General features: G+C 66.5%; 11 protein-coding genes, 1 pseudogene and 1 riboswitch. Of the genes and pseudogenes, 3 read left to right on the top strand and 9 right to left on the bottom strand.

What is annotated here, in order from left to right:
• Positions 1–41: 41 nt before the first annotated feature.
• The 3 genes from I5803_RS13985 to I5803_RS13975 are packed head-to-tail and all read right to left on the bottom strand — an operon-like array spanning position 42 to position 2,710.
• On the bottom strand, positions 42–1,571 hold the full coding sequence (locus I5803_RS13985; RefSeq protein ID WP_196986954.1) for an ammonium transporter: 1,530 nt from the start codon (positions 1,569–1,571) through the stop codon (positions 42–44).
• 28 nt (positions 1,572–1,599) lie between these two features.
• Entirely contained in the window at positions 1,600–1,938 is a 339-nt protein-coding gene (glnK, locus tag I5803_RS13980; protein WP_196986953.1) for a P-II family nitrogen regulator, read from the bottom strand.
• 22 nt (positions 1,939–1,960) lie between these two features.
• The gene (locus I5803_RS13975) at positions 1,961–2,710 is read right to left on the bottom strand and encodes a TorF family putative porin (RefSeq protein WP_354001662.1); all 750 of its coding nucleotides are present in this window, start codon (positions 2,708–2,710) and stop codon (positions 1,961–1,963) included.
• Between the two features lie 213 nt (positions 2,711–2,923).
• Here I5803_RS13975 and I5803_RS13970 point away from each other — a divergent pair, with 213 nt between their 5' ends.
• Positions 2,924–4,450, top strand: coding sequence for a YifB family Mg chelatase-like AAA ATPase (locus tag I5803_RS13970; protein ID WP_196986952.1), 1,527 nt, complete (start codon positions 2,924–2,926; stop codon positions 4,448–4,450).
• A gap of 10 nt (positions 4,451–4,460) precedes the next feature.
• On the opposite strand, the gene I5803_RS22255 is transcribed toward I5803_RS13970, so the two are convergent.
• The 3 genes and pseudogenes from I5803_RS22255 to I5803_RS13960 form a co-directional block, all read right to left on the bottom strand.
• Positions 4,461–5,702 (bottom strand): TIGR03032 family protein, encoded by a 1,242-nt coding sequence (locus tag I5803_RS22255; RefSeq protein ID WP_196986951.1) that lies wholly within the window; start codon positions 5,700–5,702, stop codon positions 4,461–4,463.
• A gap of 32 nt (positions 5,703–5,734) precedes the next feature.
• A pseudogene (locus I5803_RS22425) lies at positions 5,735–5,899 on the bottom strand (DUF4915 domain-containing protein); the annotation flags it as partial.
• Positions 5,900–5,927: 28 nt separating this feature from the next.
• The gene (locus tag I5803_RS13960; protein ID WP_196986950.1) at positions 5,928–8,927 is read right to left on the bottom strand and encodes an FG-GAP-like repeat-containing protein; all 3,000 of its coding nucleotides are present in this window, start codon (positions 8,925–8,927) and stop codon (positions 5,928–5,930) included.
• Positions 8,928–9,076: 149 nt separating this feature from the next.
• Here I5803_RS13960 and I5803_RS13955 point away from each other — a divergent pair, with 149 nt between their 5' ends.
• Entirely contained in the window at positions 9,077–10,270 is a 1,194-nt protein-coding gene (locus I5803_RS13955; protein WP_231402422.1) for an MFS transporter, read from the top strand.
• On the opposite strand, the gene I5803_RS13950 is transcribed toward I5803_RS13955, so the two are convergent.
• From I5803_RS13950 to metH, 3 genes are all read right to left on the bottom strand, one after another.
• Positions 10,237–11,184 (bottom strand): YihY/virulence factor BrkB family protein, encoded by a 948-nt coding sequence (locus I5803_RS13950; protein ID WP_354001661.1) that lies wholly within the window; start codon positions 11,182–11,184, stop codon positions 10,237–10,239. The genes I5803_RS13955 and I5803_RS13950 overlap by 34 nt on opposite strands.
• A gap of 98 nt (positions 11,185–11,282) precedes the next feature.
• Positions 11,283–11,735 (bottom strand): glycine zipper 2TM domain-containing protein, encoded by a 453-nt coding sequence (locus I5803_RS22325; RefSeq protein ID WP_196986948.1) that lies wholly within the window; start codon positions 11,733–11,735, stop codon positions 11,283–11,285.
• 78 nt (positions 11,736–11,813) lie between these two features.
• Positions 11,814–14,534: a methionine synthase gene (gene metH, locus I5803_RS13940; RefSeq protein WP_435520856.1), complete on the bottom strand. Its 2,721-nt coding sequence runs from the start codon at positions 14,532–14,534 to the stop codon at positions 11,814–11,816.
• 37 nt (positions 14,535–14,571) lie between these two features.
• Positions 14,572–14,648, bottom strand: a riboswitch (S-adenosyl-L-homocysteine riboswitch).
• A 13-nt stretch (positions 14,649–14,661) separates the two neighbouring features.
• Between metH and I5803_RS13935 the strand changes: the two genes are divergently transcribed.
• Positions 14,662–15,294, top strand: coding sequence for a cyclic nucleotide-binding domain-containing protein (locus I5803_RS13935; RefSeq protein WP_196986946.1), 633 nt, complete (start codon positions 14,662–14,664; stop codon positions 15,292–15,294).
• Positions 15,295–15,366 lie beyond the last annotated feature (72 nt).

Below are 15,366 nucleotides of genomic sequence, written 5' to 3'. Positions count from 1 at the left end.
GCTCGGGCGGGCCAACATCCAAAGGAGACTCTTTGCTTTTCTTAGCGGTTGTAGGCGGTTTCGCCGTGGGACGAGATGTCGAGGCCTTCGCGCTCTTCCTCTTCCGTCACGCGCAAGCCGATCACCAGGTCGACGATCTTGTAGGCGACGAAGGAGACCACGCCGGACCACACGATCGTGACCATGACGGCCTTGAACTGGATCCACACCTGGTCCATCACCGGGACGGAGGACACGGCAGCCGTGACCCAGTCGCCCACCAGGCCGGGGCCGCCCAGCGCCTGGTTGTTGAACACGCCCGTCAGCAGCGCGCCGACGATGCCGCCGACACCGTGGACGCCGAACACGTCCAGCGAGTCGTCGGCGCCGAGCATGCGCTTGAGGCCATTGACGCCCCAGAGGCAGGCGAAGCCGGCGATGAAGCCGATGACGATCGCGCCCATCAGGCCGACGTTGCCGCAGGCCGGGGTGATCGCCACGAGGCCGGCGACGGCGCCGGACGCGGCACCCAGCATCGAAGCCTTGCCCTTGGACAGCGCCTCACCGGCGCACCACGCCAGCACGGCGGCGGCCGTGGCGGAGAAGGTGTTCATGAAGGCGAGGACGGCGGTATTGCCGGCTTCGAGCGCGGAGCCCGCGTTGAAGCCGAACCAGCCCACCCACAGCAGCGAAGCGCCGACCATCGTGAGCGTCAGGCTGTGCGGGGCCATGGATTCCTTGCCGTAGCCCGTCCGTTTGCCGATGACGTAGGCACCCACGAGACCGGCGACGGCCGCGTTGATGTGCACCACGGTGCCGCCCGCGAAGTCCAGCGCGCCCCATTGCCAGATCAGGCCGGCTTTGGCGTTCAGGCCGTCCACCACGTCCTTGGCGGTGTAGGCGTCCGGGCCCATCCAGAACCAGACCATGTGCGCGATCGGCGCATAGCTGAAGGTGAACCACAGGACCATGAACAGCAGCATCGCCGAGAACTTGATGCGCTCGGCGAAGGCGCCGATGATCAGGCAGCAGGTGATGGCCGCGAACGTGGCCTGGAACGCCATGAACAGCAGCTCGGGGATGACGACGCCCTTGCTGAAGGTGGCCCCCATCGCGAACTCGCCCTTGGCGGGATCGAACAGGCCCTTCATGAAGAGGCGGTCGAAGCCGCCGATGAAGCTGTTGCCCTCCGTGAACGCGAGGCTGTAGCCGTAGATGCACCACAGCACGACGATCAGCGAGAAGGTGACGAACACCTGCATCAGCACCGACAGCATGTTCTTGCTGCGCACGAGGCCGCCGTAGAAGAGGGCCAGGCCCGGGATCGACATCATGATGACCAGCAAGGTCGCCACGATCATCCAGGAGACGTCGCCCTTGTTGGGGACGGCGGCGGGGGGAGCGGATGCCGCGGCTGCGGGTGCCGCTGCGGCGGCGGGCGCCGAGGCGGCTGCTGCCGCGGCGGGTGCCGCAGCGGCGGAGGCCGTGGTGGCCGCGGGTTCGGGCGCGCTGGCCGCGGGCGCCTGCGCGAGCGCGGCGCCGCCTGCCAGCAGGCCCAGGGCGAGGCCCAGGGAAGCGAGAAGCTTTCTCATGTTTGTCTCTTTTCGTGGGGTGGTGGGCCTAGAGGGCTTCCTTGCCGGTCTCGCCGGTGCGGATGCGGACAACCTGCTCGAGGTTGTAGACGAAGATCTTCCCGTCGCCGATCTTGCCGGTGCGGGCCGCCGCTTCCACGGCTTCGATGACGCGGTCGACCAGGTCGTCGGCCACTGCCGCCTCGATCTTGACCTTCGGCAGGAAGTCCACGACGTATTCCGCGCCGCGGTACAGCTCGGTGTGGCCCTTCTGGCGGCCGAAGCCCTTGACCTCGGTCACCGTGATGCCCTGCACGCCGATGCCGGAGAGGGCTTCACGCACCTCATCCAGCTTGAACGGTTTGATGATTGCCGTGACGAGTTTCATGTCTGCTCCTTGGAGGGCGGCTTCAGAAGCTGTACTTGACGCCGAGCACGAGGCCCGTGCGTCCGGTGAACTTGCCCGACGGGGTGAAGTACATCGTGTCGTCGGCATCCGTCGCGACGACCGCGGCGGTGGCGGAGATGCCGTTGCCGAAGTCCTTGCCGAGGGTGATGGAGTAGTCCGTGTACGAGGCGGCGGACGTGTTCTTGATCTTCTGGTAGCCCACGTGCGGCACGACGGACCAGCCGCTGCCCAGGTCGAACGTTGCGCTGCCGTCGATGTAGTAGCTGCCCTTGCTGTCGAAGAACCCGAAGGTGTCGGTCAGCGAGTGCGAGTACTTGAGGGTCGCCGGACCGTAGGTGCCGGCGATGTAGACCTCGGTGGTGTTCGGGCTCACGGCCAGGTTGGCGCTCGGGTACTGGTAGCGCAGCACGCCGACGTCGTAGCCGATCGGGCCCGCGGTGCCCTTGTAGCCGCCATAGATGTCCCATTCGACCGATGCGTCGCCGCCGGCATCCTTGATCCACTTGATGCTGGACAGCCAGGTGCCCAGGTAGAAGCCGCTCTTGTGGGAGAAGTCGATGCCGCCCTGGATGGCAGGCTTCAGGCGCGACTGCGAAATGCCGCGGTAGCGGTAGTCGGTGACGGCGCCCACGTTATAGGAGAGCGTGTAGTCCGGCTCCGGGGCAGCGGGAGCCGCGGCCTGGGCGAATGCGCCGGTGCCCGACAGGGCCATGGCCGCCAGAATCATTTGTTGGGTCGTCTTGAATGCCACTGAGTTCTCCTGATGAAAGAAAGGGATGAACTCAGCCTAAGCAGGACGCGTGCCATAAGTCACAAGCACGGGGCTGTGCGTCGGCCTGATGGAAGGCGGCGCCGTTATGCGGATTCGGACATGTAGCAGGGCCGGATTGCACCGCCATGGTGCCGATAGCTGGATTGGCTGCACCAACGATAAACACGCACCCGGATGGGGAGGAAAACAACAATGAGCCTGTCTTTGGTGCAGAGCCGCGCACAGGTCGCGCTCGAAGCCGCGGCGGTGACCGTGGAAGTCCACCTCGCCAACGGCCTGCCCAGCTTCACGCTGGTGGGCCTGGCGGACGTCGAAGTGAAGGAAGCGCGCGAGCGGGTGCGCTCGGCGCTGCAGAACTGCGGGCTGGAGTTTCCGCACAACAAGCGGATCACGGTCAACCTCGCGCCGGCCGACCTGCCCAAGGACTCGGGCCGCTTCGACCTGCCGATCGCGCTGGGCATCCTCGCCGCAAGCGGGCAGGTGTCGGCGTCGCGCCTTGCGGGCTGGGAATTCGCGGGTGAGCTGTCCTTGTCCGGCGAACTGCGGCCGGTGCGCGGGGCGCTCGCCATGAGCGTCGCTCTCTACACCGCGGGTGCCAGCACCCGCCTCGTGCTTCCACCCGGGAGCGCCGAGGAAGCGGCGCTGGTGCCCGGCGCGCGCGTGTACCGCGCGAAACACCTTCTGGATGTCGTGCGGCAGTTTCCCCCCGAAGGCGAAGCCGAAGCAAGCGAAGGATGGAGCCAGGTCGTGACCGACGTGAAAGCGGGGGAGGAGACCGGCCTGGACCTCGCCGACGTGAAGGGGCACGCCGGCGCCAAGCGCGCCCTGGAGATCGCCGCGGCGGGCGGACACAGCATGCTGCTGATGGGACCGCCCGGCTCCGGCAAGTCGATGCTGGCGCAGCGTTTCGCGGGCCTGCTGCCCGCGATGACTGTGGACGAAGCTTTGGAGAGCGCCGCCGTCGCGAGTTTGTCGGGCCGTTTTTCGCTGGAGCGCTGGGCGGTGCGCCCGACCTGCGCGCCGCATCATTCGGCGAGCGCGGTTGCGCTGGTCGGCGGCGGATCGCCGCCGCGACCGGGCGAGATCTCGCTCGCGCATCATGGCGTGCTCTTCCTCGACGAGCTGCCGGAATTTCCGCGCGCCGCACTGGAAGCTTTGCGAGAACCGCTGGAGACGGGACACATCACGATCGCGCGCGCCGCGCGCCGCGCGGAATTCCCCGCACGCTTCCAGTTCGTCGGCGCGATGAACCCCTGCCCGTGCGGCTTCCTCGGCGCGCCGCACAAGGCCTGCCGCTGCACGCCCGATCAGGTCTCGCGCTACCAGGGCAAGCTGAGCGGGCCGCTGCTGGACCGCATCGACCTGCATGTGGAGGTGCCCTCGCTGCCGGCGCAGCAATTGCTGGAAGCGCCGCCGGGCGAGTCGACGGTTGCGATCCGCGCGCGCTGCGCAGCCGCGCGCGCGCTGGCCATGCAGCGGCAAGGCAAGGCCAACCACGCGTTGCAGGGCAAGGAGATCGACCAGCATGCGCGGCTCGCCGAGGCCGCCGGGATATTCCTGCAGACGGCGTCCGCCCGCCTGGGATGGAGCGCGCGATCGACGCATCGCGTGCTGAAGGTCGCGCGCACCGTGGCCGACCTCGCGGGCAGCGCGCAGACGGAAGTCGCGCATGTCGCGGAAGCGGTGCAGTACCGCAGGGGATTGACCGCGCACGCGTAGCGCGCAACGCTCACTGTGTGAGCGAGGACGACAGTTGCAAACCGCGTTGGGCAAGCAGGCGCTGCAAATGCAGCACCAACCGCGTGGCGATCCCCCGGCGCCGGAAGCCGGGCTCGACCATCAGGGAGCAAACGCGCGCATCCTGGTCCCCCAGACGTTCGGCAAGCGCCATGCCCACCATCGTGCCACCCGCCATGGCCGAGACGCCCAGCAGTTCACCGGTGAGCGCCGCCAGCCCTGCGCTGCCGGGCGCAAGCGAGGGAAAAGTGAGACTGGCATAGGGCGCCAATGATTCGGGTGTGAGTTGGAACACCTGCTGATACCGCACGATGGAATCGCGCACGGGCAGCCCCGCCGGCGGCACGGGCATGGCCTGGTGCGGATGGCCGCTAGGTGCCTTGGGGCGTACCGTCACCAAGCTGTCGCGCCCGGGTAATTTGACCAGGCACTGGATGTCTTCGGCCTGCAAACCGAGTGCACGAGGCTGACGCACTCGGGGCAATACCGCCACGTCGAACAACTCGTCGAGGGGCTCCGGGAGATCCAGTTGATGCAGCACGGCGCCCGTATTCAGGTCGATCACTCGCAGTCCACACCGGCCGGCCGGCGACCCCGTGCCGGACAGCCGCCCCTGCAGGGGCAAGCCTCCGAATTGGGGAGAGCGCAGCCTGGACAAACCCACCACCGCCGCGCGGCCGACAAAGGCCAGGCCCCGTGGGAAGCCCGGCAGGAAGCACAGGGGAACGAAGCGCTCCTGGTCGATCCAGCCGAGCTCCCCTGTGCCGGAGTTGAGCAGCCACAGCTTGCCCTGGTGCCAACGCGGCGAGTGCGGCATGGACAGCCCCCTGGCGGCGATCCGGTTGGAGGGGATATGCAGCAGCACGCCGCCGCCAGTGCGCTGCTCGCGCCAGCCGGCGGGCCGGTCGTTGGAGCCGCATGCCGTGGCCCAGGTGGCCACGCCATCGACGAGCGCCATGCCATTCAGATGACAGCGGTCGTCGGCAGCGAGCCGGGTGATGAACGGCGGTCGCCACGTCGGCACAAAACTGCTTCCCGTCCCAAGCGTGGCCAGGCAGCTGAACGCGGTATTGACGAACAGCGGCCGGCCGTCGGCTTGCACGGCGACTTCGTGCGCATTGACGTCGCCGGTGGTGAAGCTCGCCGCAGGCACATAGAGGCGATCGCCGCCTTCGTGCGTCCGGTCTTCCGCCAGCAGGTTGTCGAAGCGCCAGATCTGGTAGCGGCCCGCCATCCAGGGCAGTGGCCCGCCGTCGAATCATCCACGCAGAGGCCCATGGGGCGATCGAACCGGCGTTCATGAATCCTGAGTTGGTCCTGCTCCCCTCGCCCGAGAAAGATGAGACGGTTCGCGCGATAAGTGGAGAAAGCCAGCGAAACGCCGGTTTCGCGCAGCCACGGGGCCAGGCCTTCTGATCGGGTTGCTTTCAAGGTCTGCCGCTTGCCGTGCGCGGCGTCCTCACACGAAGAGGAAGTCCGCCGCGCTCAAGCTGCCGCTCGAGATGCCTGTCAGGGTGATCTTGCATCCACTGCCAAGATCCAGCACCGCGTTGCCTCCCACATCGCTGAGATGGGCCAGTGCGGTCGCGCCATCGACGATTCCCGAACCGTTGATGTGCGAGGCGAGGCGAATCTTGTCGCCTTGCGCCGCCGAGAAGTCCCTGATCACATCGCTGCCGCCGGCGCTGTCGAACACGAAGACATCGGCGCCCGCGCCCCCGGTCAGGCCGTCATTGCCTCCCAAACCCGCCAGCGTGTCCGCCCCTGCGCCACCGACCAACTGGTTGGCGCCCGCGTTGCCAGTCAGCGCGTCTGCCCAGGCGCTGCCCGTCAGGTTCTCGATGGAGACCAGCGTGTCGAGGCCCGAGCCGCCGGTGCTTTGCGCACCAGCCACGCTCAGGTTGACTGTCACGCCCGACGACGCAGACGCATACGTCACTTGGTCGGTCCCACCCGCCCCATCGATCACGTTGGGTCCCGAACCTGCGGTGAAGATGTTGTTCAGCGAATTCCCGCTGAGGTTGGCCGCGGCAGTAGCCTGGATGTAGCCGCGCTCGACATTGGCGCCGAGCGTGTATGCGGGCAGCATCGTATACACAGTGTCGATGCCTCCCTCCGGCAGAGCCACGGACTCCACGACGACGTCACCTGCGTTGTCCACGTAATAGCGGTCGTCGCCATCGCCTCCGGTCATGGTGTCCGCCCCGACTCCGCCGTCAAGCTTGTCGGCGCCGTTGGTGCCCACCAGCACGTCGTTGATGCCATCGATCACCAGGGCGCTGTGCGCCGCCAACGATCCCACCGAGCCCGGCGCGGCCAGCGTGCGCACTGCGTTGTTGCCGGCTGCGTCGCGAAGGATGGAGCCGCCGAGTGTCAATGCGGCCGTGCTGCTGTAGTCGAGGTCGGCTGCGGTGTCGCCGGCGTGCACTGTGTAACTGAAGCTGAGAGTGCGGGTCCCCGAGCCCCCGGAGTACGTGGCGAGCCGGTCGCTGCTGCCGGTCTCCAAGCGCAACACGGGCGTCCCACCTGCCGAGTCGACGAAGACGGCCTCCGAGAAGCTCACGTTCAGCGTGATGACGCTGCCCGCGCGGTATGTGCCGTCGGCCGAGGCGGAAGTAACCGATGCGCCGGCCGGTGCCGCCGCGTCCACGGTGACGGTGCCGCTCGAGGCGGCTGACAAGTTGCCGGCCATGTCGGTGGCGTAGAGCCTGTACATACCGCTGGCAAGGCCCGTGGTGGCCAGCGCGGTGCTCACGTTGGCTGCTGCGATGCTGACCTTGTTCCAGTTGGCGTCGCCGGATCCCAAGATGCTCGCCAACCCGGACACGGCAACCGACGTGTTCACCAAATAGGCGGTGCCCGCCTCCGAACTTTGCGCCGCCGCGATACCGTTGGCGGGGAGCGTCGCGTCGGCAAGGCCCGCGGTGGGAGCCGTGTTGTCGATTGTGACGGTGCCGCTCGAGGCAACGGACAGATTGCCTGAGGCATCCGCCGTGAAGAGCTTGTAGTTTCCTTCGCCAAGTCCTGCGGTGCTCAACTTGACGTCGGCGTTCGCAGCAGGGACTGCGACCTGGTTCCAGCTCGCGTTAGCAGCCTTGGTAATGCTGGAGACGTCAGTCACCGCCACCGAGGTCTTGACGAGGTAAGCCGTACCGGGTTCTGTGCTTTGCACCGTCACCGAAGAGCCGGTGTTCTTGACAGTAACGGTATCCAGTGTGGCAGTAGGGGCGGTGTTGTCCGCGTAGATCGCCAGCGCTGCATTGGCCGCGAGCGATCCGGCTTCGCCCGGGGATGCCAACGCAAGAATGGCATCGTTGCCGGCGTCATCGCGAATCCTGGCGCCGTTCAGCACGAGAGCGTGGGTGCTTGCGATGTCTAGATCCGCCGAAATATCGCCGGGCTGCACCGTGTATGCAAAGGTCAGCGTAGACGTTCCCGAGCCTCCGGTGTATGTCGCGACGCGGTCGACGGGCCCAGTCTCCAGAGCCAAGGTTGGAACGCCTCCCGTCGCATCTACCGTGACACTCTCGGAGAAAGTAACGCTCAGCGTGATGACGCTGCCCGCACCGTAGGTCCCATCGGGGGTGCTGGAGGTGACGGGTGCAATAAAGCTGCCGTTGTTGAGAAAGAGCCACGTGTCTCCGTCCGCGTTGCCGATGAAGAGATCCAAATCGCCGTCATTGTCCAAGTCTGCAAAGGTGGGAGTGGCGTAGTCGCCGACGTCGCCCAAACCATAAAGGTTAAATTGGGGTCCTTCGAACACTGGCGCTGTGGCGCTACCGGAGTTGACGTACACCCGTATGTCGCCCATGCGGTCGCCGACAAAGGCATCCTGATCACCGTCCTGATCGATATCCGCGAAAGTGGGGCAAGCCGAAGCGCCGACGTTCGTCAGGCCGAATGGATTCGCCACGGGTGCCGCAAACGCCGGGTGAGTGGCGTTGCCTGTGTTCATGAAACACACGGTATTGCCGAGAGACTCGCCAACGAAGACATCCAGATCCCCATCAGCGTCGATATCAACAAAGCTGGGATGCGCGTAAGAAGCTCCTACTCCAACCAAGCCGTAAGGGTTGGCCACGGGCGATGCGAGCACCATATGGGCCGCGCTGCCGCCGTTGAGAAACAGTTGAATGTCTCCGTAAGCGTCGCCCATGAACAAGTCCAAATCGCCATCCCCGTCGATGTCCGCAAGGCTGGGCCGGGTGTAATAACTGACGAAGGTCAGGCCGTAGGGATCGAGCAAGGGCGCGGCAAAGATCGGGGTCGTCGCGCTCCCCGTGTTGATCTGCACCAGCGACCGCCCTGACGCCTCGGCAATGATTGCATCAGGGTCGCCATCCCCATCGATGTCTCCAATGCTCGGCTGGGCGTATACGCCGACGTCCACCAACCCATAGGGATTGACCAGAGGTTTCGAGAAGAGAAGAGTGCCGTGCGGAGCCGTGGTATCTGACATGGGGTTTCCTGATTCAATGATCCGGGCCTTGTAGTGGCCGGATGGAACTATTAGTTCCCATGTTATGTTGCAAATCCGCCCGAAACTTCAGCCCTACGGGCTAGTCCTGGGTGGGCAGAGCGGGGCGCGCGTCAGAGGACAATCCGATGATGGAAACTTCGAGGCACGACAGGCGCCTGGTGGGCTGGCTTTCGCTGGCGCAGCTGATCACCTGGGGAAGCGTCTTCTACACGTTCTCCCTGCTGCTCGAGCCCGTCGAGCGCGAATTGGGTCTGACACGCGCGCAGTCGTCGCTGGCCTTCAGCCTCGCGCTGCTGGCGGAAGGCGTGCTCGCCTATCCGGTGGGCCGCTGGATCGACCAGGGCCATGAACGCGCGGTGATGACGGGCGGCTCGCTGCTCGTCGCCACGGGCCTGCTGCTCCACAGTTTCATCCACGGCGTGGCGGCTTACTACGCCGTGTGGATCGCACTTGGTGCCGGTTTGGCGGGAACGCTGTACAGCCCGGTCTTCGCCGTGGTGACGCGCCGGTTTCCGCATGACTTCCGCCGCGCCATCATCACGCTCACCTTTCTCGGCGGCCTGGCCAGCACGGTCTTCATCCCGCTGTCGGCCTGGCTGATCGCCTCGCTCGGATGGCGCCACGCGCTATGGGTGCTCGCCGCGATCCAGCTGCTGGTGTGCGCACCGCTGCACGCCGTGCTGCTGCGCGGCGCGCCGCCCGCGAAGGTTGCCGCAGGCGAAGCGGCAGGGAAGTCCCACACCGCCTACCTGCGCACCGCGCCCTTCCTGCTGATCGGCGTGTTCGTCATCGGCATGATGGGCGTCACGGCCGCGTTGCCGCCGCACATGATCTCCCTGCTGCGGGGCACCGGGCTCGCCGAAGCCTGGGTCATCGCGATCCCCGCGAGCATCGGCATCATCCAGGTGGCCGGGCGGCTGCTGCTGTTTTTCTTCGAGCACCATTTCGACCTCCACCTCGCCAACCGCCTGATCCCCACGCTGATCCCGCTCGGCCTCGGCGCGCTGATCGCGGGCGCGGGTCATCCCTGGGCGGCGGTGCTCTTCGTCGTCCTCTACGGCTTGGGCAACGGCATGATGACCATCGTGAAGGGCACGGCCATCGCGCAGTACGTGAATCGCGACCACGTCGCCTCGCTCAATGGCGCGCTGGGGCTGCCCACGGCGCTGGCCCGAGCGGCAGCGCCGCTGCTCCTAGGTGTGCTATGGAGCGCCGAGTCCGGCTACGGGATCGGGCTGTGGGTGCTGCTGATGGCGAGCGTCGTCTCAGTGCTGGCGCTGTACCTGGCTCAGCGAAAGGCACTCGCGGCACCCCGCGCGTGATGCGCTCTTGCGCCCGTGGCCGCAGCCGTCTTCTCGCGCTGCTCCTTGCGTGCTTCGTCCACGGCCTTCGCACATCCGGCGGCGTACAGCAGGATCGCCGATGAAAAGAAGATCCACATCAGCAGCACGACGAGCGAGCCCGCCGCGCCATAGGCGGAGACCACGGCGGCGCTCGACAGGTACATGGCGAGCACCTGGCGCCCCGCGGTGAAGAGCGTGGCGCCGACGACCGCGCCGAACATCAGGCAACGGGTGTGGGGTTTGCGGCCCGAGCTCATGCGCATCAGCCCGAAGAACAAGGCGGCGCACACGCCGAAGGCCGCCACCTCGTTGAGCACGCGCACCAGTTGCTCCAGCGCCGTGTGCTGGCCCGCCCAGCCGCCCACCATGTTGAGCATCGTGGAGACGACGAGCGAGACGAGCAGCAGGAAGCCGAAGGCGAGGACGTAGGCCACGCCGCGCAAGCGCAGCGAAGCGGTATGCCACCACTTGGGGGGCTCCTTGGGTTCGGTGCCGCCCTGCCAGATGCGCTCGAAGGCGGATTGCAGCTCGCCGAACACGCCTGTCGCGCCGACCAGCAGCACGACGAAGCCCACGACCGACGCCACGATGCCTTCGCCCGGGCTCTTGGCGCTCGCCAGGGCCTGGCCGATCAGCGCGCCTCCGCGCTCGCCGACGATGGTGCTCACTTGCGCGACAAGCCCGTTCGACAAGGTGTCCTTGTCGATCCACCAGCCCAGCATGCCCACGAGGAAGATCAGGAGCGGCGCGAGGCTGAGGATGCCGTAGAACGAGACCGAGGCGCTCATGCGTGCACCGTTCACGTCGCTCCACAGCTTCGCCGCGCGCAACAGGGGCTTCGCGGGGCTCAGGGCGTTGCGAAAGGAGGCGGGAATGCCGGCAGAGAAATTCACGATCCCGCCAGCCTAGGGGTAGCCGGCGGCGCCGCGTATCAGCGGCGCGCGCCGCGCCTCGTAGGAGGGTGCCGACGGCTCATCGGCCGCCGCGCGCTTCAAAGCTTGCGAAGCGTGTGGCCTTCGACCCGGACGACGCTACCGGCGGCCCACGATGGCTTGGCTTCCTGCTCGAAGCTGTGGATGCTGCCGTCCTTCATCCGCACCTTGGTGACCCAGACGTTCTTGCTGGTCACGTGTTTCTGGACCTCGTTGCCCGCATAACCGCCCGCCACCGCGCCGCCGACGGTCGCGAGCGTCTTGCCGGTGCCGCCGCCAATCTGGTTGCCGAGAAGGCCGCCCACGACGGCGCCGCCCACGACTCCGACCGCTCCGCCGGAGCCCTTGCGCTTTTCCTGGTGAACGCCTTGCACGGTTCCGCAGTCGCCGCAGGCCCTGAGCGCTGCGGCGTGCCGGGCATTGTCGGCGGAGGGGCTCGAATGCTCGGGCGATTGGGCGAAGGCGGTGCAGGTGCATGCCAGCAAGGCGGCGATCAGGAGGGGACGTGACATGGACACTTTCAGGAATGTGGATGCAGCTCTAACGACTGCCGAGCTTGGCGGGTGGACACGGCAGACGTAAGAGGTGTGTCACAGGTTCGGCGCGAGGAGGCGCTGGAGCTGCGCCACGTCGGCGCCGCGCCGGCGCGCCTGGTCCTGCAGCTGGTCCTCGCCGATCTTGCCGACGTTGAAATACGTGCTCGCGGGATGACTGAGGTAGAAGCCGCTCACACTGGCCGCGGGCATCATCGCCATGCTTTCGGTGAGCGTCATGCCGACCTCGTCGGCCTGCAGCACGCGGAACATGTCGGCCTTGACACTGTGGTCCGGGCAGGCCGGATAGCCGGGCGCGGGCCGGATGCCCTGGTATTTTTCGGCGATCAGGTCGTCGGCGCCCAGCGACTCTTGCGCCGCGTAGCCCCACAGGTCGCGCCGCACGCGCTCGTGCAGGGCTTCGGCGAACGCTTCGGCCAGCCTGTCGGCAATCGCCTTGAGCATGATGGCGGAGTAGTCGTCGAGATCATCGAGGAAGTACTTCTCCTTCTTTTCGCTGCCGATGCCCGCCGTGACCGCGAACATGCCGACATAGTCGTTCGCCACACCCCTCGGCGCGACGAAGTCGGCGAGGCAACGGCTCGGGCGCATCACGCCCTCGACCGCCTGCTTTTCGGTTTGCTGGCGCAGGCCGTACCAGGTCATCAGCGCCTCGCTGCGCGATTCGTCCGCATAGAGCGCGATGTCGTCGTCGTTCACCGATTGGGCGGGCCACAGGCCCATCACGCCGTTCGCAGTCAGCCAGCGGCCTTCGATGAGGCGCTGCAGCATGCGCTTGCCGTCGGAGAAGACGCGCTGCGCCTCCGTGCCCACCACGTCGTCCTTGAGGATGGCCGGAAAGGGGCCCGCGAGATCCCAGGTCTGGAAGAACGGGCCCCAGTCGATGTACCTGGCGAGCTCCGCGAGGTCGAAATTCCTGAACACGCGGCGGCCGATGAATTTCGGCTTCGGTGGCACATAGCCCGCCCAGTCGATGGGCGTCTTGTTCGCGCGCGCCTTCGCGAGCGGCCACAGCGGCACCTGCTTCTTGTTGGCGTGCTGCTCGCGCACCTTGTCGTAATCGGCGTTCACTTCGGCGATGTACTTCGCCGCCTGGTCCGACAGCAGCCCCTGCGCCACGCTCACGCTGCGCGAAGCGTCGGGCACGTACACGACGGGCCCCTCGTAGTGCGGCGCGATCTTCACCGCCGTGTGGACGCGGCTGGTGGTGGCGCCCCCGATCAGCAACGGGATCTTGCGGATGCGGAAGTGGTCGTCCTTCTGCATCTCGCTCGCGACATACTGCATCTCTTCCAGCGAGGGCGTGATCAGGCCCGACAGGCCCACGATATCCGCGCCCTCGACCTTGGCGCGCGCCAGGATCTCGTGGCACGGCACCATCACGCCCATGTTGACGACTTCGAAGTTGTTGCACTGCAGGACCACCGTCACGATGTTCTTGCCGATGTCGTGCACATCGCCCTTGACGGTCGCGATGATGATCTTGCCCTTGGCCTTCACGTCTTCGCCGGCGGCCGCCTGCTGCTTCTTTTCTTCCTCGATGTAGGGGATGAGATGCGCGACCGCCTGCTTCATCACGCGCGCGGACTTCACCACCTGCGGCAGGAACATCTTGCCCTGGCCGAACAGGTCGCCCACGATGTTCATGCCGTCCATCAGCGGGCCTTCGATCACGTGCAGCGGCCGCCCGCCCCTGGCGAGCACGTTTCGGTACGCCTCCTCCGTGTCGGGAACGATGAAGTCGGTGATGCCGGAGACGAGCGCATGGGACAGGCGCTGCTCCACGGTGCCGGCCCGCCACTCGTTCTTCTTCGTTTCGTCCTTCGCCGCGCCTTTGGCGGACTCCGCGATCTCGACGAGCCGCTCGCCCGCATCGGGCCGGCGATTGCGCACGACGTCTTCGACGCGCTCGCGCAATTCCGGGTCGAGTTCGTCGTAGACGCCGACCATGCCCGCGTTCACGATGCCCATGTCCATGCCGGCCTGGATCGCGTGGTACAGGAACACCGTGTGGATCGCCTCGCGCACCGGGTCGTTGCCGCGGAAGGAGAAGCTCACGTTGGACACGCCGCCCGACACTTTGGCGCCCGGCAGGTTCTGCTTGATCCAGCGGGTGGCGTTGATGAAGTCGACCGCGTAGTTGTTGTGCTCCTCGATGCCCGTGGCGATCGCGAAGATGTTCGGGTCGAAGATGATGTCCTCGGGCGGGAAGTCCACTTCGTCCACCAGCACGCGATAGGCGCGCTCGCAGATTTCGATCTTGCGCTCGTAGGTGTCGGCCTGGCCTTTTTCGTCGAAGGCCATCACGACCGCGGCCGCGCCGTAGCGCTTCACCAGCTTGGCCTGGTGCTTGAAAGCCTCGACGCCTTCCTTCATGGAGATCGAGTTGACGATGCCCTTGCCCTGGATGCAGCGCAGGCCGGCTTCGATGACCTCCCACTTGGACGAGTCGACCATGATCGGCACGCGGGCGATGTCGGGCTCGCTGGCGATGAGTTTCAGGAAGCGCTCCATGGAGGCCTTGCTGTCCAGCATGGCCTCGTCCATGTTGATGTCGATGACCTGCGCGCCGTTCTCCACCTGCTGGCGCGCGACGGCAAGCGCTTCTTCGAACTGGCCGTTCAGGATCATCCGGGCGAACGCCTTCGAGCCCGTGACGTTGGTGCGTTCACCGACGTTGAGGAACAACGAGCCGGGGCCGACCGAGACGGGCTCCAGGCCGGACAACTTCATGGGGGGGACGTGTGCGCCGCTCAATCTCTCACCTTGGTCTGTTGCCCGCAGGTTGGCGGGACGAAGGTGAGCGCGGTTAGGGAATTCCAAGCCTGACGCTAAGCAGATTGCTTAGGCGCTGCAGCGCTCCTTGGCCTAGCATCGATTCTAAATGCAACCTGCCGATGCCCTCGATCCCCCACATGGCTTTCTCGGCCGCTTCTTCGGGCGCAAGGTGCCCGATGCGGGACCGCTCGCGCCGCGCGAACGCGCCCGCCTGATCGCCGGGTCGCCGGCCGCCGAGCGCGCCGCCGGCATGCTGGCGGCGCCGGCCGCCCTGCTGCAGCTCAACCACCGCGAAGCGCGCAAGGTGGTGACTTACATGTTGCCGCACCGCATCGCGGCCGGCACGAAATTCATCCGCGAAGGCGACGTGGACGACACCGGCTTCACGCTGCTCGTGCTCGACGGCGAGGTCACGATCGAGAACGCCATCGTCAATCGCAGCGCGCCTGTGACGGCCACGGTACTCGGCCCCGGCAGCCTGATCGGCGAGATGGGGCTGCTCGACGGCGGGCCACGTTCGGCGTCCTGCATCGCCCTTACCGACGTGCGCTGCGCAGTGCTGACGCGCGAGGCCCTGAACCAGCTCCTGGACGACGAGCCGCGCACTGCCGCCAAGTTGATGATGGCGATCTCGCTGCGCATCGCCAAACGCATGCGCGACAACCAGGACAAGCTCAAGCTCTACGCGCAGCTGACGCAGGCCCTGAACGAAGAGATCAACGCCCTCTTGCCCCACTAGCTCCAGCCGCGCCGGGCGAAAAAATTCCCCAGAACCTTCCCGTTCTGGGGAATATGAGAGGCCGGGCCGAAG

Origin of the sequence: Caenimonas aquaedulcis, assembly GCF_015831345.1 — a bacterium.
Lineage (GTDB): Bacteria > Pseudomonadota > Gammaproteobacteria > Burkholderiales > Burkholderiaceae_C > Ramlibacter > Ramlibacter aquaedulcis.
This window is presented reverse-complemented; position numbering and strand designations above follow the sequence as displayed.

What these genes read in the sequence shown, in the direction of transcription:
- I5803_RS13960 (WP_196986950.1), bottom strand. Translation starts at nt 8,927, where the DNA reads ATGTCAGATACCACGGCTCCGCACGGCACTCTTCTCTTCTCGAAACCT.
- I5803_RS13985 (WP_196986954.1), bottom strand. Translation starts at nt 1,571, where the DNA reads ATGAGAAAGCTTCTCGCTTCCCTGGGCCTCGCCCTGGGCCTGCTGGCA.
- I5803_RS13955 (WP_231402422.1), top strand. Translation starts at nt 9,077, where the DNA reads ATGGAAACTTCGAGGCACGACAGGCGCCTGGTGGGCTGGCTTTCGCTG.
- I5803_RS22255 (WP_196986951.1), bottom strand. Translation starts at nt 5,702, where the DNA reads ATGGCGGGCCGCTACCAGATCTGGCGCTTCGACAACCTGCTGGCGGAA.
- I5803_RS13935 (WP_196986946.1), top strand. Translation starts at nt 14,662, where the DNA reads ATGCAACCTGCCGATGCCCTCGATCCCCCACATGGCTTTCTCGGCCGC.
- glnK (WP_196986953.1), bottom strand. Translation starts at nt 1,938, where the DNA reads ATGAAACTCGTCACGGCAATCATCAAACCGTTCAAGCTGGATGAGGTG.
- I5803_RS22325 (WP_196986948.1), bottom strand. Translation starts at nt 11,735, where the DNA reads ATGTCACGTCCCCTCCTGATCGCCGCCTTGCTGGCATGCACCTGCACC.
- I5803_RS13970 (WP_196986952.1), top strand. Translation starts at nt 2,924, where the DNA reads ATGAGCCTGTCTTTGGTGCAGAGCCGCGCACAGGTCGCGCTCGAAGCC.